Annotated in this window: 18 protein-coding genes and 2 pseudogenes; 19 read left to right on the top strand and 1 reads right to left on the bottom strand. The window is 36.4% G+C overall.

The window, feature by feature from the left end:
- The 15 genes and pseudogenes from BN52_RS05940 to BN52_RS05870 all read left to right on the top strand — a co-directional run.
- A partial coding sequence (locus BN52_RS05940) for an ABC transporter ATP-binding protein (protein WP_040473435.1) occupies positions 1 to 765 on the top strand: 765 nt, incomplete at its 5' end.
- Entirely contained in the window at positions 758 to 1,576 is an 819-nt protein-coding gene (locus tag BN52_RS05935; RefSeq protein ID WP_040473434.1) for an ABC transporter permease, read from the top strand. The genes BN52_RS05940 and BN52_RS05935, both read left to right, overlap by 8 nt.
- Positions 1,573 to 2,385: an ABC transporter permease gene (locus tag BN52_RS05930; RefSeq protein ID WP_008473459.1), complete on the top strand. Its 813-nt coding sequence runs from the start codon at positions 1,573 to 1,575 to the stop codon at positions 2,383 to 2,385. The genes BN52_RS05935 and BN52_RS05930 overlap by 4 nt, the downstream gene beginning before the upstream one ends.
- Positions 2,382 to 3,455 carry an ABC transporter substrate-binding protein gene (locus BN52_RS05925; protein ID WP_008473458.1) on the top strand — a complete coding sequence of 358 codons (1,074 nt, stop codon included), beginning with the start codon at positions 2,382 to 2,384 and terminating at the stop codon, positions 3,453 to 3,455. The genes BN52_RS05930 and BN52_RS05925 overlap by 4 nt, the downstream gene beginning before the upstream one ends.
- A 32-nt stretch (positions 3,456 to 3,487) precedes the next feature.
- Entirely contained in the window at positions 3,488 to 4,330 is an 843-nt protein-coding gene (cdaA, locus tag BN52_RS05920) for a diadenylate cyclase CdaA (protein WP_008473457.1), read from the top strand.
- On the top strand, positions 4,327 to 5,298 hold the full coding sequence (locus tag BN52_RS05915) for a CdaR family protein (protein ID WP_008473456.1): 972 nt from the start codon (positions 4,327 to 4,329) through the stop codon (positions 5,296 to 5,298). The genes cdaA and BN52_RS05915 overlap by 4 nt, the downstream gene beginning before the upstream one ends.
- A 30-nt stretch (positions 5,299 to 5,328) precedes the next feature.
- Positions 5,329 to 6,681, top strand: coding sequence for a phosphoglucosamine mutase (gene glmM, locus BN52_RS05910; RefSeq protein WP_008473455.1), 1,353 nt, complete (start codon positions 5,329 to 5,331; stop codon positions 6,679 to 6,681).
- A 217-nt stretch (positions 6,682 to 6,898) separates the two neighbouring features.
- Positions 6,899 to 8,710 carry a glutamine--fructose-6-phosphate transaminase (isomerizing) gene (gene glmS, locus BN52_RS05905; RefSeq protein ID WP_008473452.1) on the top strand — a complete coding sequence of 604 codons (1,812 nt, stop codon included), beginning with the start codon at positions 6,899 to 6,901 and terminating at the stop codon, positions 8,708 to 8,710.
- A gap of 88 nt (positions 8,711 to 8,798) precedes the next feature.
- Positions 8,799 to 9,884 (top strand): annotated as a pseudogene (locus BN52_RS05900) (mannitol-1-phosphate 5-dehydrogenase); the annotation flags it as partial.
- A gap of 108 nt (positions 9,885 to 9,992) precedes the next feature.
- Positions 9,993 to 10,808 carry a Cof-type HAD-IIB family hydrolase gene (locus tag BN52_RS05895; protein WP_008473448.1) on the top strand — a complete coding sequence of 272 codons (816 nt, stop codon included), beginning with the start codon at positions 9,993 to 9,995 and terminating at the stop codon, positions 10,806 to 10,808.
- 17 nt (positions 10,809 to 10,825) lie between these two features.
- Positions 10,826 to 11,203, top strand: a complete 378-nt coding sequence (locus tag BN52_RS05890) for a fluoride efflux transporter FluC (protein WP_008473447.1) — start codon at positions 10,826 to 10,828, stop codon at positions 11,201 to 11,203.
- The gene (gene crcB, locus BN52_RS05885; protein ID WP_008473445.1) at positions 11,204 to 11,581 is read left to right on the top strand and encodes a fluoride efflux transporter CrcB; all 378 of its coding nucleotides are present in this window, start codon (positions 11,204 to 11,206) and stop codon (positions 11,579 to 11,581) included.
- 13 nt (positions 11,582 to 11,594) lie between these two features.
- Positions 11,595 to 12,047 carry a low molecular weight protein-tyrosine-phosphatase gene (locus BN52_RS05880; RefSeq protein WP_008473444.1) on the top strand — a complete coding sequence of 151 codons (453 nt, stop codon included), beginning with the start codon at positions 11,595 to 11,597 and terminating at the stop codon, positions 12,045 to 12,047.
- Between the two features lie 9 nt (positions 12,048 to 12,056).
- Positions 12,057 to 13,043 (top strand): asparaginase, encoded by a 987-nt coding sequence (locus tag BN52_RS05875; RefSeq protein WP_008473443.1) that lies wholly within the window; start codon positions 12,057 to 12,059, stop codon positions 13,041 to 13,043.
- A 16-nt stretch (positions 13,044 to 13,059) separates the two neighbouring features.
- Complete coding sequence (locus BN52_RS05870; RefSeq protein WP_040473440.1) at positions 13,060 to 13,518, top strand: DUF441 domain-containing protein; 459 nt, start codon at positions 13,060 to 13,062, stop codon at positions 13,516 to 13,518.
- Between the two features lie 73 nt (positions 13,519 to 13,591).
- Here BN52_RS05870 and BN52_RS05865 read toward each other — a convergent pair whose 3' ends face one another.
- Positions 13,592 to 15,217 carry an APC family permease gene (locus BN52_RS05865; RefSeq protein ID WP_008473441.1) on the bottom strand — a complete coding sequence of 542 codons (1,626 nt, stop codon included), beginning with the start codon at positions 15,215 to 15,217 and terminating at the stop codon, positions 13,592 to 13,594.
- Between the two features lie 367 nt (positions 15,218 to 15,584).
- Here BN52_RS05865 and BN52_RS05860 point away from each other — a divergent pair.
- From BN52_RS05860 to BN52_RS05845, 4 genes and pseudogenes are all read left to right on the top strand, one after another.
- Positions 15,585 to 16,072, top strand: a pseudogene (locus BN52_RS05860) (VanZ family protein).
- Between the two features lie 76 nt (positions 16,073 to 16,148).
- Positions 16,149 to 16,877, top strand: coding sequence for a YebC/PmpR family DNA-binding transcriptional regulator (locus tag BN52_RS05855; RefSeq protein ID WP_008473437.1), 729 nt, complete (start codon positions 16,149 to 16,151; stop codon positions 16,875 to 16,877).
- 113 nt (positions 16,878 to 16,990) lie between these two features.
- Positions 16,991 to 17,968: a competence type IV pilus ATPase ComGA gene (gene comGA, locus BN52_RS05850; protein WP_008473436.1), complete on the top strand. Its 978-nt coding sequence runs from the start codon at positions 16,991 to 16,993 to the stop codon at positions 17,966 to 17,968.
- Positions 17,934 to 18,938, top strand: coding sequence for a type II secretion system F family protein (locus tag BN52_RS05845; protein ID WP_008473435.1), 1,005 nt, complete (start codon positions 17,934 to 17,936; stop codon positions 18,936 to 18,938). Before comGA ends, BN52_RS05845 begins: the two co-directional genes overlap by 35 nt.
- The last annotated feature ends 6 nt before the right edge of the window (positions 18,939 to 18,944 follow it).

Genomic DNA, 18,944 nt, shown 5'->3' with positions numbered 1-18,944 from the left:
AAGCCACTAGTTAAGGATGCCTTGCATACGGTTCGGCTTGATGGCTATGCGAACCGTGAAATTTCAGAGCTTAGTGGTGGTCAACAACAAAGGGTGGCAATCGCAAGAGCAATTGTTAATAAGCCAAAGGTCTTACTTTTGGATGAATCTTTGTCAGCATTGGATAAGCGACTTCGCAAAGAAATGCAATTTGAATTGAGAGCAATTCAGGAAAAATTAGGGATTACTTTTATTTTTGTTACGCATGATCAAGAAGAGGCACTTTCGATGAGCGACGAGATCTTTGTTTTGAATGATGGTAAGATCGAACAAAATGGTAGCCCAGTTGATATTTACGATGAACCAATCAATGATTTTGTTGCTCGCTTCATTGGTGATTCTAATATTTTGCCAGGAATTATGGTTAAGGACTTTGAAGTTGAATTTGCCAACAAACGTTTTCAATGTGCTGATGCGGGGATGAAACCTAATGAAGAGGTTGAAATTGTCATCCGACCTGAAGATTTAGATATTACCAAGCCTGAAGACGGGAAATTATTGGTAACCGCTAAAACTCAACTATTTTTGGGCGACCACTTTGAGATTAAGGCTTTTGACAGTGATGAAAACGAGTGGTTGATTCATTCGACTAATGGCTGCAAATTAAATGAGCCGTTGGGCTTGTATTTTGATCCTGAGGACATTCATGTTATGAGAAAGCACGAAAGTCAAGAAGACTTCGATGCTAGATTGGAACGTTACGAGGGAGCAGAAAGAAATGAATAGTAAAAAGACCAAAGTTTTATTTATGATTCCATATTTATTATGGATCATTCTCTTCGTTATTTTGCCAATTTTGTTGATTCTGTGGTATTCCATAACTGATAGTAGCCAGCATTTAACGCTTGTTAATTTTGAAGAATTTTTTACCAATGGGACTTTTTTGCGAATGATGCTAAATTCTTTTTGGTATGCGTTTTTGATTACTTTGGTAACTTTGATAATTTCTTATCCTGCTGCATATTATTTAACTAGGATGAAAAATCAACAACTGTGGTTATTGCTCATTATTTTGCCAACTTGGATCAATTTGTTGTTAAAAGCCTATGCTTTTATTGGCTTATTGAGTAATAGTGGCTTGGTAAATCAATTCTTAGGTTTGTTTGGAATCAGCCCAGTCAACATCCTGTTTACTGATTTTGCTTTTATGTTTGTAGCAACTTATATTGAAATTCCCTTTATGATCTTGCCAATCTATAATGCGATTAAGGAAATTAATCCGGTAATTATCCAAGCTTCAGAAGACCTCGGTGCAAGCAAATGGCAAACCTTTAAATATGTTTTGTGGCCTTTATCTTGGCCAGGAGTAGAAAGCGGTATTCAAGCGATTTTTATTCCATCATTATCATTGTTCATGTTAACCAGATTGATTGGTGGTAACCGAGTAATTACTTTGGGTACTGCAATTGAGGAATACTTCATGACAACCATGAACTGGAACATGGGTGCAACGATCGGTGTGATCTTAATCATCTTGATGGTTGCAGTGATGATCTTAACAGGTAGCAAAATTAAGCGAAAGAAGGTGGAGCTATGAGAAAAAGAATATCTTTTGCTAAAACTTATCTATACTTAGTTCTTATTGTGTTGTATATTCCGATCTTTTATTTGATTTATTTTTCCTTTTCTAGTGGGAAAAATATGAATAAATTTCAACACTTTACGTTAGCTCACTACCAAACTTTGTTTACGGATAACCGCTTATTAGCAATTTTCTTAGAAACGATCATTTTAGCCCTACTATCAAGTTTAATTGCGACGATCATTGGGACTATGGGAGCGATTGCTATTTCACAAGTTCGACGTAAACGCCATAAAAATATGCTGTTGGCATTGAATAACGTGTTGATGGTTTCACCAGACGTTATTATTGGTGCAAGTTTTTTGGTATTTTTTACTGCACTTGGAATTGGTCTAAACTTTGGCTCAGTGCTTCTAAGTCATATTGCCTTTTCTGTTCCAATTGTAGTATTAATGGTTTTGCCAAGACTAAATGAAATGGATTATACCTTAGTTGATGCTGCTCGAGATCTAGGGGCCAATGGCTATCAAGTCTTTAGCAATGTCATTATTCCTGCTATTTTACCAGGTATTGCCTCTGGCTTATTTATGGCATTAACCTATTCATTGGATGATTTTGCTGTAACTTTCTTTGTTACTGGGAATGGCTTTTCAACTCTCTCAGTTGAAATTTATTCTCGTGCTCGCCAAGGAATTGATCTTGAAATTAATGCCTTGAGTACAGTGATGTTTCTATTTGTGTTAGTTTTGGTGGTAATCTATTACTTTATGACTACTAAGAGAAGCAAAAAAGCTAAACGAATGATGCGGGGGCTAATCAAATGAAAAAAATATTGTATGCAGTAGCTGCAATCTTATTGGTATGTCTTGGACTAGGATATGAAGTTTCAAGGCTTGAACAGCCAGCAGTCAAAGCTAAAAAACAAAGCTTGATTATCTATAACTGGGGAGATTATCTTGATCCTGCATTAATCAAGAAGTTTGAACATCAAACGGGCTATCATATTATTTATGAAACTTTTGATTCCAATGAAGCTATGTATACTAAAATTAAACAAGGGGGTACCGCTTATGATATCGCAGTCCCATCAGAATACATGGTTACTAAGATGGAAAAAGCACATTTGCTTGACAAAATTGATCCTAATAAGCTTTCTAACTTCAAATATTTAGGGAACAGTTTTATTCATCAATCATTTGATAAGAAAAATGAATTTTCAATTCCATATTTCTGGGGTACGCTTGGCATTATCTACAATGATAAGTTTGTTCGGCCAGGTTCAATTACCAAATGGGATGATCTGTGGTCAAAAAAATATCGCAATAACATTTTATTAGTAGATTCCGCTCGTGATATCATGGGTTTTGCTCTGGTATCGCTAGGATATTCGATGAATACGACTAATTTATTGAAATTGCGGCTAGCTTTGACCAAATTAAATGGTTTAGGATCAAATGTTAAAGCGGTAATTGCTGACGAAATGAAGATGTACATGGTCCAAAATGAAGCAGCCATTGGTGTTAGCTGGTCAGGTGAAGCAGCTGATATGATGGCCAATAATTCTCATTTACACTATGTGGTTCCTAAAGAAGGTTCAAATTTGTGGTTTGATAATTTTGTGATCCCACGTACCGCTAAAAACAAGAAAGCTGCCTATGCCTTTATTAATTTTATGCTAGATCCTAAAAATGCAGCACAAAATGCAGAATATGTTGGTTATGCTACACCAAATGAAGCTGCAATGAAGCTACTTCCTAAGAGTATCAAAAATGATAAGCAATTTTATCCAGATCCATCAACTTTAAAAAACTTGCAAGTATACCGTGATCTAGGTCCTAAGGTAACACAGGCATATAATGATTTGTTTTTGGAATTTAAGATGTATGGTCGCTAGACAGAGAACATAGACATTGAGAGGAGGACAATGTGAATAATTTTAACCTAGCCAATATTTTGACTGTAAACAATATTTCGATTGCTCTGGATGTTTTAATCATTTGGCTATTGGTTTATCGGTTGATTTTATTAGTTCGTGGAACGAAGGCAGTGCAACTGGCAAAAGGAATCGTGTTGATCTTTATTGTCAGGATTATAGCCGGGTTCACTCAGTTACACGCAGTAACATATATTCTTGATCAGATAGTTTCTTGGTCTGTTGTGGGAATTATCATAATCTTTCAACCGGAAATTAGACGTGGTTTGGAACATTTAGGGCGAATGCCGATGTTTGGAGGACGTGGCAAGAGCATTCATGATGAGTCGGTTCAGCTTGTAAAAGAGCTTGATAAAGCCATACAATATATGTCCAAGCGTCGTATTGGTGCATTAATTACGATTCAACAAGAAACTGGTCTTGATGATTACGTTGAGACTGGAATCAAGCTTGATGCGAAAGTAACTGGAGAATTGTTGATTAATATTTTTATTCCAAATACGCCATTGCATGATGGAGCAGTAATAATTAATAAGAATCGAATCGCAGTTGCAGCAGCATATTTGCCTTTATCAGATAGCAATATTATTCCAAAACGCTTAGGTACAAGACACAGAGCGGCGATAGGTATTTCAGAAGTAACAGATGCGATTACTATTGTTGTGTCAGAAGAAACTGGTGGCGTAACGATTACTAGAAATGGGCGCTTCTTGTTGGATATGACGCAAGAAGAATATCTGAAATATTTAAATGCTGCTCTAGTTCCAGCTGAGGAAGAGCGCAGTTGGTATCAAAAAGTACTCGATAAGATCTGGAAATGGGGTGCTAATCGATGAATAAATTTTGGGATCAATCTTGGTTTCTAAAAGTAGTGTCATTGTTAATTGCTATCCTATTGGTTATTTATATTGATAACACCCAAACAGGTTTTGTTACTAAAGGTGAAGATACTAAAACTCAGCAGACGGCAAGTGAAACTATAACAATCAAGGTGCCTTTACGTGTATCAGTTGATACAGATAAATACTACGTTGTAGGATATCCAGAGAAGGTAAAGATTACTCTTGAAGGTTCTAATGCGTTGGTTACGTCTGCAGTTAATACTCAGAATTTTCGCGTGTATATTGATTTAACAAATAAAACCGTTGGTACGCATGTTGTTAATGTCCATGTAAGTGGCTTAAGCAGACAAATATCTTATGCTTTAAATCCAAAAAAGATAAAAGTTAATATCCAATTGCGAAAGTCTCGTTCTTTACCGGTGCAAATAGAGTATAATAAAAATGCTGTAGCTAATGGCTATGAAATTGGCAAGACGAGTGTTGATCCGAGTCAAGTGGAAGTTACAGGTTCAGTCGGTGAAGTTAACCATATTGATCGAATTGTAGCTAAAGTTACAATGCCAAATGGAATTAAGCACGATTATGAACGACAAGTAATTTTAATTGGTGAAGATAAAGCAGGCTATCAATTGAATGTAGTAATTCAACCGTCAACTGCCAGAGTTACGGTGCCAATATCATTGTCACAGAAAAAGGTAAAAGTGGTTTTAGACACAAGAAATGAAGATAGTGAAAAAGTATATTCATTAACTGCCAAACAAAACTACATAACGATATATGGCACAAAAGCAACGCTTGCGAAGATTTCCAAAATTGATTTACCAGTAGATCTGGCAAAAATAAAGTCTTCAACTGTAAGAGATATTCCTGTCAAACTACCAACCGGAGTAGTCTCATCTGATCCAAAAACAATTAGGGTTCAGATCAAGGTTAAAGCAAGCAGCGGTATTAGTAAGGGTTAGCTATCGTTTATTTGAAAGAGGTAATTTTATATGTTGAAATATTTTGGTACTGATGGAGTTCGTGGAGAAGCTAATAAAGGCTTGACTCCAGAAATGGCTTTTAAGTTAGGACGTGATGGAGGATATGTTCTAACTAAAGAAAAAGCCGATGGCAAACAAGCACGAGTTTTGGTTTCAAGAGATACAAGAATTTCAGGACAAATGCTTGAATATGCTCTTGTTTCAGGTTTGCTATCAGTCGGTATTGAAGTACTTGAAGTTGGTGTTATTACAACTCCTGGTTTGTCATATTTGGTTAGAGCTCAGGGTGCAGATGCTGGAGTACAAATTTCAGCTTCACATAATCCAGTAGAAGATAATGGTATTAAGTTCTTTGGTAGCGATGGCTTGAAGCTTTCTGATGAAATGGAAGAAGAAATTGAAAAGTTAATCGATGCAGAAGAAGATACTTTACCACGTCCTTCAGCAGAAGGATTAGGAACTGTTACCGATTTTCATGAAGGTAGTGCCAAATATTTACAATTCATTGAAAATACTCTCCCAGAAGATTTAAGTGGCATTAAGGTTGTGATTGATGGTGCAAATGGTGCTGCAAGTGCACTTATTTCACGATTGTTTGCTGACTGTGGCGTAGATTTCACGACTATCGCTACTCATCCGAATGGCTTGAATATTAATGATCATGTTGGTGCAACTCATACTAAGAGACTTCAAGAAGAAGTGGTTAAGCAAGGTGCGCAATTAGGTTTGGCTTTTGATGGGGATGCAGATCGTTGCATTGCTGTTGATGAAAATGGTAAAGAAGTTGATGGTGATCACATAATGTATGTTCTGGGAACTTATTTAGCAGAACACGGCCGATTGAAGAAGGACACCATTGTGACTACTGTCATGAGTAACTTAGGCTTTACTAAGGCATTGGAACGCAAGGGCTTAAAGAATGTTAGAACTCAAGTAGGTGACCGTTACGTTTCTGAAGAAATGCGTGCAAATGGCTATAACCTTGGTGGTGAACAATCAGGTCACGTAATTATGAGCGATTACCATAATACTGGTGATGGGATGCTTACTGGTCTTCATTTGATGTTGGTAATGAAGAAGACAGGCAAGTCTTTGTCTGAATTATTGTCTGATTTTAAAGACTATCCTCAATGTCTTGTAAATGTTCCAGTCAAGAAAAAGCAAACTTGGCGTGAACACCAACCAATTCTTGATGCTATTGCTGAAGTAGAAGCTGATATGGCTGGAAATGGTCGTATTTTAGTTCGTCCTTCAGGTACACAAGATTTATTGCGGGTTATGGCTGAAGGTCCTACTCAAGAAGAAACTGATGCATATGTTGATCGAGTAGTTAAAGTTGTAGAAGCCGAAATGGGCGCCTAAGATTTAAATTTCCGATTATAGAATATAGACTCAACAACAAGTTGGGTCTTTTTTGTTTGCCAATTCCATAATTGGTCTATACATTTTAAAAAAATAAACCAATTTTGTGATTTTTGCCTTGACCAATTTTTTATAAAGCGATAATATTACTGTTGCAACAAAAAAGTTTACCGGTTTAGTTCTGAAAATTGAACTAGACCAAAAGGAGAAAGTTAATATGTGTGGAATAGTTGGTGTAGTTGGAAAATCTGCAAGAGACCTAATTTTAAATGGCTTAACAAATCTTGAATATCGTGGCTATGATTCTGCAGGTATGTATCTTAATGATTTAGCAGGTCATGAATACCTGGTAAAAGCTGTTGGTAGAATTAGCAATTTAAAAGAAAAGTTAACTCCTGAACAACAAGGCTTAGTTGGAATTGGTCATACTCGCTGGGCTACTCACGGTAAACCAACTGTTGATAATGCACACCCACATTTTGATGAAACAAAGCGTTTTTATTTAGTTCATAATGGTGTGATTGAAAACTACTTGGAATTAAAAGAAAAGTATCTTCAAGGTGTAACTTTTAAATCAGAAACCGATACTGAAGTAGTTGTTCAATTAATCAGTAAATTAGCTCGTGAAAATAATCTTGATGGCTTTAGTGCCTTCAAGAAAGCATTGAAGTTGGTTAAAGGATCATATGCTTTCTTGTTGGTTGATAATACTCAACCTGATCATGTTTATATTGCTAAGAACAAGTCACCAATGATGTTGGGCCTAGGCAATGGCTTTAATATTATTGCTTCTGATGCGATTTCAGTTTTGGATCAAACTAAGACTTTTGTTGATCTTCAAGATGGTGATGTTGGTGATATTACCAAAGATGGCTACACGATTGAAAATCTTGATGGAGAAAAAGTAACTCGCGAACCTCATGTGCTTGATATTGATCCTAATGCTGCTTCAAAAGGTACTTATGAATTCTACATGTTGAAAGAAATCGATGAACAACCAGGTGTTATGCGTCGTCTTTCTCAAGACTATCTTGATGAAAATGGAGAACCATTAGTTGACCAAAAGATTGTTGATGCAGTGGCTAATGCTGATAGAATTTATATTTTTGCAGCTGGAACCAGTTATCATGCTGGATTGGTTGGAAAAGATTTATTTGAAAAGTATACTGGAATTCCAACTGAAGTTGGATATGCTTCAGAAGCCGGTTATCATTTCCCAATCATGAGTAAACGTCCACTCTTCATCTTCTTGTCACAATCAGGAGAAACTGCTGATTCTAGAGTTGTTTTGAAGGAAGCTAACAAGCGTGGCATTACTAGTTTGACTATGACTAATGTTGAAGGATCAACATTATCAAGAGAAGCTGATTTCACAATGTTGCTTAAAGCGGGCCCAGAAATTGCCGTAGCTTCAACTAAGGCATATACTGCACAAATTGCATTACAAGCAATTTTAGCAAAAGCTGTTGGTGAAAAATTAGCAAATCAAGATGCCAAAGATTTTGACTTGAAACATCAATTAGCATTAGCAGCCGAAGGGATTCAAGAAATTGTTGATGGTAAAGAACGTTTTGCTGAGTTAGCTAAAAAATACTTGATTGCATCAAGAAATGCCTTTTACATTGGTCGTGGCATCGATCATGCTGTAGCATTGGAGGGAGCCTTGAAATTAAAGGAAGTATCTTATATCCAGACTGAAGGCTTTGCAGCAGCTGAATTGAAGCATGGAACTATTTCTTTAATTGAAGACGGTACTCCTGTTATTGCCTTGATCAACGATCCAGTTACTGCTGATTTGACTCGGGGCAATATTCAAGAAGTAACTTCAAGAGGAGCAAGCGTAATTACCATTGTTGGCAAACAATTCGCTAAGGAAAACGACGATGTGGTATTACCTGATTTGAATTACTACTTGTCGCCGCTATTAACGGTAGTGCCAACTCAATTGCTTGCTTACTATGCTTCTAAAGAAAAGGGCTTAGATGTCGATAAACCACGTAACTTGGCTAAGAGTGTAACAGTTGAATAATATAAGAATAAATAATGAAAAAGGGGCTGTCTGTCAAACGCTGTTGATGAAGAGTAAATGATTGGGAATCAAGCAACTAAATAATTGTGGTTTTGGGATAGATTTTGTTGATGTTAATGAAACGATTATTGATGAATTGAACAAACGTGGCGAATACGATATTGAATTAGCAGCCCCAGGTAAAAAGCAAATTCACGTTTCAAATGTTGCAGGAATTAATAATGCTAAAAATCCTGAAAAAGTTGTTGATACAATTAAAAACTACTGATATTATCACTACTGCTATTGGTCCTAAAATTTTAGCCATTATTGCACCATTAATTGCTGAAGGCTTAACCGCTAGATTGGTAGCAGGCAATGAGCAACCATTAGATGTCATGCCTGTGAAAATATGATTGGTGGTTCAGAACACCTTAAAGAAGAAGTCTATAAACATTTGGATGATGCCATCAAAGTTAAAGTTGATAAATTTATTGGCTTTCCAAATGAGGCTGTTGATCGGATTGTTCCAATTCAACACAATGAAGATCCGTTATTTGTATCTGTTGAAGACTTCAAAGAATGGGTTATTGACGAAAGTCAAATGAAGAATAAGAGTATCCACTTGAAAGGCGTTCACTATGCTCCAGATCTTAAACCATATATTGAAAGAAAATTGTTCTCAGTAAATACTGGACATACAACGGTTGCATATACAGGAAAGAGCTTAGGATATTCAACAATTGGTGAAGCAATCAAAGATGAACAAGTATTGAAGCAAGTTAAACGCGTATTGAGAGAAACCAGATCTTTAATTCTTAATAAATGGAATCAGGAATTTGATGAATCTGAGCTGGTAGCATATCACGAGAAGATTGTAAACAGATTCCAAAATCCATATATTTCAGATGACATAGCCCGTGTGGGTAGAACGCCAATTCGTAAATTAAGTTATAACGAAAGATTTATTCGCCCAATTCGTGAATTGAAAGAAAGAGGTTTGAGTTACCAAGCATTAATGGAAACTGTTGGCAAGATTTATCACTTTGATGAACCTAAAGACAGCGAAAGTGTTAAATTACAGGCAATGCTTAAAGAAGAGCCATTAGAACAAGTAATTAAAGAAACTATTGGTTTAAAGGACGAAGCCATAATTAAAGAAATTGAAGCTTCATATCAAGCTGCAGAAAAGTAAACTACTGTAGGATAATAGCGTAGCAGACTAGAAATAGTTTGTTACGCTTTTTTCTGCCTAGAGCTAAAAAGTTGGTATAATTATGAAGTGGAAAAGGGGATGAATTTTATGGCAATTAAAATGATCGGTGTCGATTTAGATGGCACGTTATTAACTTCTGGCAATTACATTTCAACAGAAACCCGTAAAGTTTTACAAGAAGTTAGCAATCAAGGAATCAAAGTCGTATTAGCTTCAGGCAGACCACTTTCTGGAGTAAAAGAATTTGCTGACGATTTAGGCTTAAAAGGGCCGGATCAATATGCAGTAGTCTTCAATGGTGCAGTGGTTCAGGCTTTGGATGGCAAGGTTTTGATGAGTCAAGAAATGGATTACCAAGATTTTACTACTATGTTACGCATGCAACGCTTAAGTCATGCTAACTTGCATTTCGAGACAACTGAATGCTTTTGGACCTTAGATCGGAATCTCTGTGTGCAGATGCAAATCAATGCAGCCTTTACTAATAATGAATTACGAGTACGTGATAAAAAAGAAATTCCACAGGATTTTACTTTCAACAAAGTTAGTTTTACCTGTGATCGGGCAAGCGATGAAGTTGAAAAACTATGGCAAGCTCTGCCAGATTGGGCTTTTCAATCCTATGATATTGTTCGTAGCTTAGATAACTGCATTGAAATCAATGCTATTGGAGCATCTAAAGGCAATGGTTTAATGAATTTGGCTGAACGACTAAAAATCAGACCAAAGGAAGTTATGATTTTTGGTGATCAAGGCAATGATATGTCGATGTTCAATAATCCAGATTTCTATAAGGTAGCAATGGGTAATGCGATTGAAGATATTAAAGCACGTGCGGATTACGTAACTGACGATAATGACCATAATGGAGTTGCTAAAGCTCTTAAGAAATTAGTTTTATAAAAAGGGAAGTTATTTATTTGGAAGAACTGAAAAAATATCTTAGTGTTGGAGTTTTTGCCTTTTTAGGGGGCAGTCTTCGAGCAATTTTGGCAGCCAGCTATAGTTTTATGGGTACGCTCATTGCCAACTTAACTGGTTGTTTTATTTTGGCTTTTTTGACCTATTTTTTATTGGAATATCCACGGTTAGCTCCATGGCTTACGGTTGGACTGGGAAGTGGCTTTGTTGGAGCCTATACTACCTTCTCTAGTTTTAATTTGGATACTTATAAGTTGATTACGACAGGTTCAATTAATGCTGTCGGCTATTTCATAGCTACAGTAATTTTGGGCTTTCTTATAGCTTATCTTGGTACAGTTTGTGGACAAAAAATGGGAAGAAAGGTGCTGAAGTAAATGCTAATTCTTTATGCAGGGTTTGGAGCAGCCTTGGGAGCAATGTTAAGAGTTGTGATAACTGATTTTGGTAAAAAGCATTGGGCTGAATTTAATAGACGACATTCAGGTGCACCTACACAGACGGTAGTAATAAATTTGACAGGGACATTATTTTTAGGCTTGCTATTTGGTCTTAAAGCTTCGCCATTGATCTATGCTTTATTAGGTACGGGGATGATGGGTGGCTATACTACTTTTTCAACGTTGAATGTGGAATTAGCCACATTGTTCCGCAATAAGCAGTATCTAGGATTTGTAAAATATGCGCTAATAACGTATCTTGGAGGTATTGTACTTTTATTTCTTGGACTCTATTTAGGAAAATTATTTAACTAGAGGTGGAAAACGGATGAAAAGAATTCTATTTGTTTGTCATGGAAATATTTGTCGCTCACCAATGGCAGAATTTGTAATGAAAGATTTGGTTAAGCAAAAGGGGCTAGCTGATCAATTTGAAATTGTATCGGCAGCTGCAACAACTGATGCCTTAGGACAGGACATGGATCCTAGAACTAAACGCATTTTAACAGAGAAAATGATCCCATATACTAGCCGTGCTGCTAGAAAAATGACAGCAGAGGATTATCAGATCTATGATTATTTAATTTGTATGGATGAAGAAAACTTCATGGATATGAATCAGATAACCGGAGGAGATCCGGATCATAAAGAATATAAGTTGTTGCAATTCTGTGATAGTTATCGCGATATTGATGATCCTTGGTATACTAATGATTTTGAAACAGCTTATCAAGATATTAAGCGGGGATGCGAAGGATTATTGACTAAATTGCAGAATTAGGGTGAAAAAATGAAGAAATTGCTACTATTATCAACTGGTGGAACTATTGCATCTCGCGCCTCTAATGAGGGGCTGGTTCCACAAGATTCTGGTCAAGATTTATTGTCAATGTTGGGTCCCTTACCGTATCAAATTGATGTAAGGGATATCTTGCAACTAGATTCATCTAATATTCAACCAGAAGAGTGGAAATTCATTGCTGAGCAAATTTATAAATATCGTACAAAATATGATGGCATTGTCTTATCGCATGGTACAGATACGATGGCTTATACTGCATCGATGCTTTCTTTTATGCTCCAAAAAATTGAAATTCCCGTTGTTTTAACTGGAAGCCAAGTTCCAATGGATGTAGTGCTTAGTGATGCTCCCCATAATCTACGGTTGGCTTTTTCAGCTGCTGCAAGTTGTAAACCGGGGATTTATCTAGCTTTTGACAGAAAAGTAATGTTGGGCTGTCGCACGGTGAAAGTTAGAACAACCAACTTTAATGCGTTTGAAAGCGTCAATGTTCCACCGATAGCACGAGTAACTTCTGATGGTCTAGATATGATATCTGATCCTGGACTTGGAACCGGCAAGTGTGAGCTTAATACAAATATTGAAACCCATGTTTCCCTAGTAAAACTTTTTCCAGGGTTTGATCCGGTACTATTATTTGCGATGGCTGACAGCGGTTGTCGCGGTATTGTTGTTGAAGCATATGGTTTAGGGGGAATGAACTATATTCGTCGAAACATGGTAGCTGCTGTTGGTAAATTGATCAAGCAAGGAATTCCAGTTATAGCAAGTAGTCAATGTCTATATGAGCGTAGTGATTTGACTCGTTATGAGGTAGGACGATTGGCTTTGCTTGAGGGAGCAATCAGTGCACGCGATATGACCTCAGAAAGCGCAATTACTAAGTTGATGTGGGCTTTAGGACAAGGAATGAATGTTACTGAGATTCAGAATTTCTTTGATCAAAATATAGTAGGAGAAGTGACAATTAACTAGAAAAATGAGCGAAAATATGCAAAGTTGGTTATTTTTGGGATTAATTTTAGCAGTAGCTTTACTGGGAAAGAATAGGTCTTTAATCATTGCGACAGTTGCAGTTATGGTTTTAAAGTTAATCCCTTACACTTATGATAATTGGTTTCCTGAAATTCAGGCCAAAGGTATAAATTGGGGAGTTACAATTATTTCAATAGCTATTTTAATTCCAATCGCAACCGGAAAAATTGGGTTTAATGATTTATTTAGTGCCTTTAAAACCCCAGCAGGATGGGTTGCAATTTTGGCGGGAATAGCGGTAGCTATTTTATCAAAATATGGCGTAGATCAATTGGCAGCTGTACCACAGGTTACAGTAATGTTGGTATTAGGTACAATCATCGGTGTGGTAGCGTTTAAAGGAGTGGCTGCTGGTCCAGTGATTGCAAGTGGTATGACTTATCTGATAATTTCGATATTTAATCTACATTTCTAGAAGAATTTTGGGTACATAAAAAGCAAATCAAAGATCAAAATGATCAATGATTTGCTTTTTTATGCTTATAAAATTATGCAGTTACCGGCTTACGTCTACCAACTAACCAAGTAATGATTAAAGCAATAACAGCTTCAATGGCAATGTAAGCACCACGCAATGGTAAGTGTTTCAAACTACCCATGTAAACGCCAAAAATAATTGAACCGACAATCAAAATCCCCATGATAATCCATTGATTACGAGTAAATGCAATGCCATATTCACGTTCGCGTTGACGAATACCTGGTAAGATCGCACCTAATCCAATCAAAACGACTACGGAAACGATATTGATGATCAATTCATACCACCAAACAGCTGAGCCTTGAGCAACGTCTTGAGGAGTGATTCCCATGATCGTAGCTATTGCGGTTACGACCAACAAAATTAAACCAGCACCATAAGCCAATTTATCATTCTTGATGAAGACATAATCTGATTTATACTTTTCAGGACTCTTTCTAATACGCATAAATGAATAGAAGATCCAGCAAGTAACACCAGGTGAAACAATACCGTTAAGGTTTAATAGCCAGTTAAAGATATCGTTCATATCTGGTAAGAAGATACCTAAGATCATAATAAATGATGATAGAGAAACAGTTAAAATGTATCCGTTGATTGGTAAACCGTTCTTATCTTTCTTACGCAAGAATTTTGGCATATAACGATCACCAGTATCAGAAATCAACATTCTTGTCATTGCGTCCAACAGAACTGCTAGTAACGCACAGTTAAAGAATACTGAAGTCCATGCCCAAACATAAAGTAAGAAGTCGCCAACGCCATATTGATGACCAATCATCTTGAATGCATAGTAAGCACCATTCATCTTAAGGTCATTTGGCATATGGTTAGCATTGAAGTAGATACCTAATGCGAATGAACCGAAAATTGTTAAGAAGGCAGTCATGATCGCTAAAGTAATCATTGCCTTAGGGAAATCATTCTTAGGATTCTTCATCTTAGTTACATAAGGTCCAACTAATTCACAACCGTTCATCGCATAAATCAACATTGCAATTGTTGAGAAATAATGCCAGTCGAACTTAGGGAAAATTGATTTCCAAGTGAAATTGGTTGTTGCCATATGACCACCGGTTTTGGCAAAAGCAGCAAAACCTAAAATAACGAACAGGATGGTCATAAGAACCATCAAGCCACCACCGATAGTTGACAAAAATTCCATTGAATTTGAAAAATGGTGTTCAACAATAATAAAGATGATGAACATGGCAAACGTCAAGATTGCAAATAACGAGTTAGGAATCATACTTTGGAATTTTTCTGATCCTGTAAATGCCCAACCCACGTCAACGATGATTTCGTTAGCAGAATCAACCGCGTAAGGAATAGAAGCAGCCCAATATGTCCATGCAGTAAAGTAACCTAGGAATTCACCATCAGTACCTCTAACCCATGAAGAAAGGCCACCACCTTCTTTATTGAAAACAGAACCTAACTGCCCAACCATCAAGGAGTATGGAAATACGTAAAAAATTACCATTACAATCCAAGAAAAGATTACGGACATTCCTTGATTTTGGAAATTATACATAATGTCATCAAGACCAATAACGGTACATAATGCCATTAAAAACAATGTCTGCCAAGAGATATATTTTTTGGCAGGGTTTAGTGCATCTAACTCATCCACTTGTTATTTCTCATCCTTTTCTATATATAAAGTTTTCTAACATAATATTATTCTACTCATTATGAAAAAAATCGCTACTAGTAAGCGTTTCCTAAGTACAAATTATTTTTTAATCGCTTTACTTACTAAAAGAAAGTGTGTATAATAGTTACAAAAAGTAAGTAAAAAGAAGGGATATGGCTTATGACAAATCAATTAATCGGTATTGCAATTATCTTATTGACCTTAGTCGCATTAACGACTGAATGGAAAAATCCTGTTCCTGTAAAAGTAAAGTCCGATGTTAAAAAACATTAAAAACCTTTATAAAATTTAGAAATCAAAGCATGGTAAGATAAAAGTAAATCGATTGCAGAAGGGATATAATATGCAAAAATTTACTTTTACTACTAAAGAAAAAATCTTTCTAATTCTTTCACTGCTTGTGCTGATAATGCTGTTTGCTTCAAGTTCGATGACGTATCATCAACAAGAAATGAGACCGGGATTTATTCATCGTTATCTAGGATGGCTAGAGAATATTGTTGGTAATTTTAATATTTATTATGGGGGACGCTGGCATGATGCTGCTACAGATGGGGGTCAAGCAGGAATGACCCAATTTGTAGTTAGAAAATTAGCACATTTTAGTTCATACTTCGCATTAGTTGGGTAGCTCCAATACTAACTTGGCTGGCAGTTATTGGCCTTGCTGCTTTTGATGAATTCCATCAATTTTTAACAGGAGATCGTACACCAAGCGTGCATGATGTAATGTTAGATGGAAGCGGTGTTTTTTGTGCAATTATTCTATGCTTACTGGTTTTAACAATTAATCACTTTCATAGTAGAAAAAAGCAGGATAAATCAGCTTGAATATTGAATTTTAACTGGCTCTGAGTTAAGATTATTATCGTTAATGATATTTGTAAGATAGAAAGAAGGATCCTTTATGTCAGGACATTCAAAATGGCACAATATTCAAGGCCGCAAGAATGCGCAAGACGCTAAGAGAGGTAAAATTTTCCAAAAATTATCTCGTGAAATTTACATGGCTGCAAAGAGTGGTGGTCCTGACCCTTCAGGGAATCCTGCATTGCGTTTAGTTATTGATAAGGCACGTTCAAACAATATGCCTAAGGACAACATTGAACGTGCAATTAAAAAAGCTGAAGGTAATTCAGAAGAACATTACGATGAAATTACTTACGAAGGCTACGCACCAGGTGGTGTTGCTGTTTTAGTTGAAGCTTTGACTGATAACAAAAATAGAACTGCTTCAGCTGTAAGAGTTGCCTTTACCAGAAACGGTGGTTCATTGGGTGCAACAGGTTCAGTTGCATACATGTTCGATCGCAAGGGCTATATTGTAATTGATCGTTCAACTACTGATGCTGATGAAGATCAAGTATTACTTGACGTTATGGATGCAGGCGGCGATGATTTACAAACTAGTGATGATGCTTTTGAAATTTACACTGATCCAAAGCAATTTGCTCAAGTTCGCGATGCCCTTGAAAAGAGTGGCTACAAGTTAGCAGTGTCTGAATTGACCATGCTGCCACAAAACACCACTCCGGTTCCAGCTGAAAAGAAAGAACAATTTGAACATCTTATTGATGCATTAGAAGATGATGACGATGTTCAAAACGTTTACACAGCTGCTGCAGACGAAGATTAATTATTTAGAAGTACACTTAGTTTTTGACTAGGTGTATTTTTTTTTGCATTTTTTTCAAAAAAAAAATAAAATTTTCGATTTTTTGCGTATTTATATATATAGGGGGTGAAAAAATGGAGATCAGGAAAATTGTTGATCAAATTATCCAACAAGCAATTCTTGCACACGCAAGCGATATTTTTCTTTTACCTAATCAAAACAAATATCACTTAAATTTGCGCTTGTCTACAGGAGTAATGACTTTAGATTCGTTAACGACCAGCAGGGGGATAGAAGTAATTAATTACTTTAAATATATTGCCCAGATGGACATTTCAGAACACCGACGACCGCAGGTAGGAGCAATGATCTATTTATTTGATGATAAGAAATACTACTTGAGGCTATCTAGTTTAGGTGATTTTAATGATGCAGAATCGTTAGTAATTAGAATTATTTATCCAATTAATAAGAGTAAATATTATTTACCAGAACAAATACAGCAGTTGCAAGAATTAGCCTTAAAACGTGGATTGGTTTTAACGAGCGGACCAACGGGTTCAGGAAAAACCACGACAATGTATGAGCTTGCTAAAGAATTAGGACAAGATAAAGTTGTGATGACGATTGAAGATCCAGTTGAAGTTCATGAAACTAGTTTCTTGCAAACTCAAGTCAATAATGAAGCGGGAATTGACTATGTTAGTTTGCTCAAAGCTGCTCTAAGACATCGCCCAGATATTTTGATCATTGGCGAAATTCGAGATCACGGGACAGCAAGACTAGCAGTTGATGCAGCTTTAAGTGGACATCTAGTTTTGGCTACAATTCATGCTAAAAGTACCTTGCAGACTATTACACGACTTGAAGGGCTAGGTATTACCAATTCAGAATTGGCCAATTGTTTAACGGCTGCCAGTTATCAAAGGCTGATTCCTTCAAATCAGGGTGAGTTGACTTGCCTGTTGGATATTGCAAGTGGTGCAACATTAAAAGCTGCAATTGAGCAGCCTGCGCGAGCAGATTTTGTTTCTTGGAAGAAAAATCTGCAACAGCTAGAAATGGAGGATAAAATTGATGCCGAGACTTTCAAGCTCTTTGAAGAAGGATAAATTAACTGATGATGAGCAGTTAGCCTTCATCGACTATTTGAAAAATAGTTTGAAGAATGGTTTTTCAATTAATAGTAGTCTCGAAATTATGCCAGCCCTTTGGCCTAAGCGAGCAACAACTTTAAATTGTTTAAGTGAAAGGATGCAAACAGGTGCAAGTTTAGCAGATGAATTGTTCAAATTAGGATTTTCAAATACGACGGTTGTACAAATTAATTTATCTTTACAACAGGGAAATCTAATCGAGTGTCTTGAACAATTGTCGGTTTTGCATCGATTGAAGCATGCGCAAATTAGAAAATTGCAAGCAGAGTTAACATATCCCTTTGTATTGGCAGGGATGATGGCTTTGCTTCTGGTTTTTATGCAAACGTTTGTTGTAAGCAATTTAGGTAATGGGTCAGATCATAGCGGTGATTGCTTAATATTGGTATTAGTCCTTTGTGTAATTGGCGGCAGTAGCTTGATAGCGCAGATTGTTTGGTTATTGAAAAAACAAGACTATCGTTCATTAACTAAGCTAGCAAAATATCCGCTAATTGGACCAACTATTACCCTTTATATTAGATATATTTTGGTGTATGACATTGGATTATTACTAGCGAGTGGCTTTTCACTTCAAAAAATGTGTGAGTATGCAGCCGATCAACAAAAAGGATCATTGCAACAGGCCTTAGGGCTTAAAATCCAAAAAAAGCTACTACAAGGACAGGCTCTAGTTGAAATCATCAAGGAAGAACCGTTTTTACCAGACTCATTGATCTTATTTTTAAAAACAGGTTCTAAAAGGAAATTTTTAAGTCAACAATGCCTTCTCTTAGGAAAAAGTTTATTTTTGGAGTTGACCTATCAGATTGAAAAGATGGTTGTCAATGTTCAGCCAGTTTGTTTTGTACTGATCGGGCTATGTGTGATAGGGATGTATTTGAAATTATTGCTCCCAATGTATGCCATGATGCAAGGAATGTAAGAAATT

Source organism: Lactobacillus gigeriorum DSM 23908 = CRBIP 24.85, assembly GCF_000296855.1.
GTDB lineage: Bacteria > Bacillota > Bacilli > Lactobacillales > Lactobacillaceae > Lactobacillus > Lactobacillus gigeriorum.
This window is presented reverse-complemented; position numbering and strand designations above follow the sequence as displayed.

Excerpts from the sequence above, each read along its gene's own strand:
- BN52_RS05935 (WP_040473434.1), top strand. The coding sequence starts at position 758 with ATGAATAGTAAAAAGACCAAAGTTTTATTTATGATTCCATATTTATTA.
- BN52_RS05930 (WP_008473459.1), top strand. The coding sequence starts at position 1,573 with ATGAGAAAAAGAATATCTTTTGCTAAAACTTATCTATACTTAGTTCTT.
- BN52_RS05925 (WP_008473458.1), top strand. The coding sequence starts at position 2,382 with ATGAAAAAAATATTGTATGCAGTAGCTGCAATCTTATTGGTATGTCTT.
- BN52_RS05915 (WP_008473456.1), top strand. The coding sequence starts at position 4,327 with ATGAATAAATTTTGGGATCAATCTTGGTTTCTAAAAGTAGTGTCATTG.
- glmM (WP_008473455.1), top strand. The coding sequence starts at position 5,329 with ATGTTGAAATATTTTGGTACTGATGGAGTTCGTGGAGAAGCTAATAAA.
- glmS (WP_008473452.1), top strand. The coding sequence starts at position 6,899 with ATGTGTGGAATAGTTGGTGTAGTTGGAAAATCTGCAAGAGACCTAATT.
- BN52_RS05895 (WP_008473448.1), top strand. The coding sequence starts at position 9,993 with ATGGCAATTAAAATGATCGGTGTCGATTTAGATGGCACGTTATTAACT.
- crcB (WP_008473445.1), top strand. The coding sequence starts at position 11,204 with ATGCTAATTCTTTATGCAGGGTTTGGAGCAGCCTTGGGAGCAATGTTA.
- BN52_RS05880 (WP_008473444.1), top strand. The coding sequence starts at position 11,595 with ATGAAAAGAATTCTATTTGTTTGTCATGGAAATATTTGTCGCTCACCA.
- BN52_RS05875 (WP_008473443.1), top strand. The coding sequence starts at position 12,057 with ATGAAGAAATTGCTACTATTATCAACTGGTGGAACTATTGCATCTCGC.
- BN52_RS05870 (WP_040473440.1), top strand. The coding sequence starts at position 13,060 with ATGCAAAGTTGGTTATTTTTGGGATTAATTTTAGCAGTAGCTTTACTG.
- BN52_RS05855 (WP_008473437.1), top strand. The coding sequence starts at position 16,149 with ATGTCAGGACATTCAAAATGGCACAATATTCAAGGCCGCAAGAATGCG.
- comGA (WP_008473436.1), top strand. The coding sequence starts at position 16,991 with ATGGAGATCAGGAAAATTGTTGATCAAATTATCCAACAAGCAATTCTT.
- BN52_RS05845 (WP_008473435.1), top strand. The coding sequence starts at position 17,934 with ATGCCGAGACTTTCAAGCTCTTTGAAGAAGGATAAATTAACTGATGAT.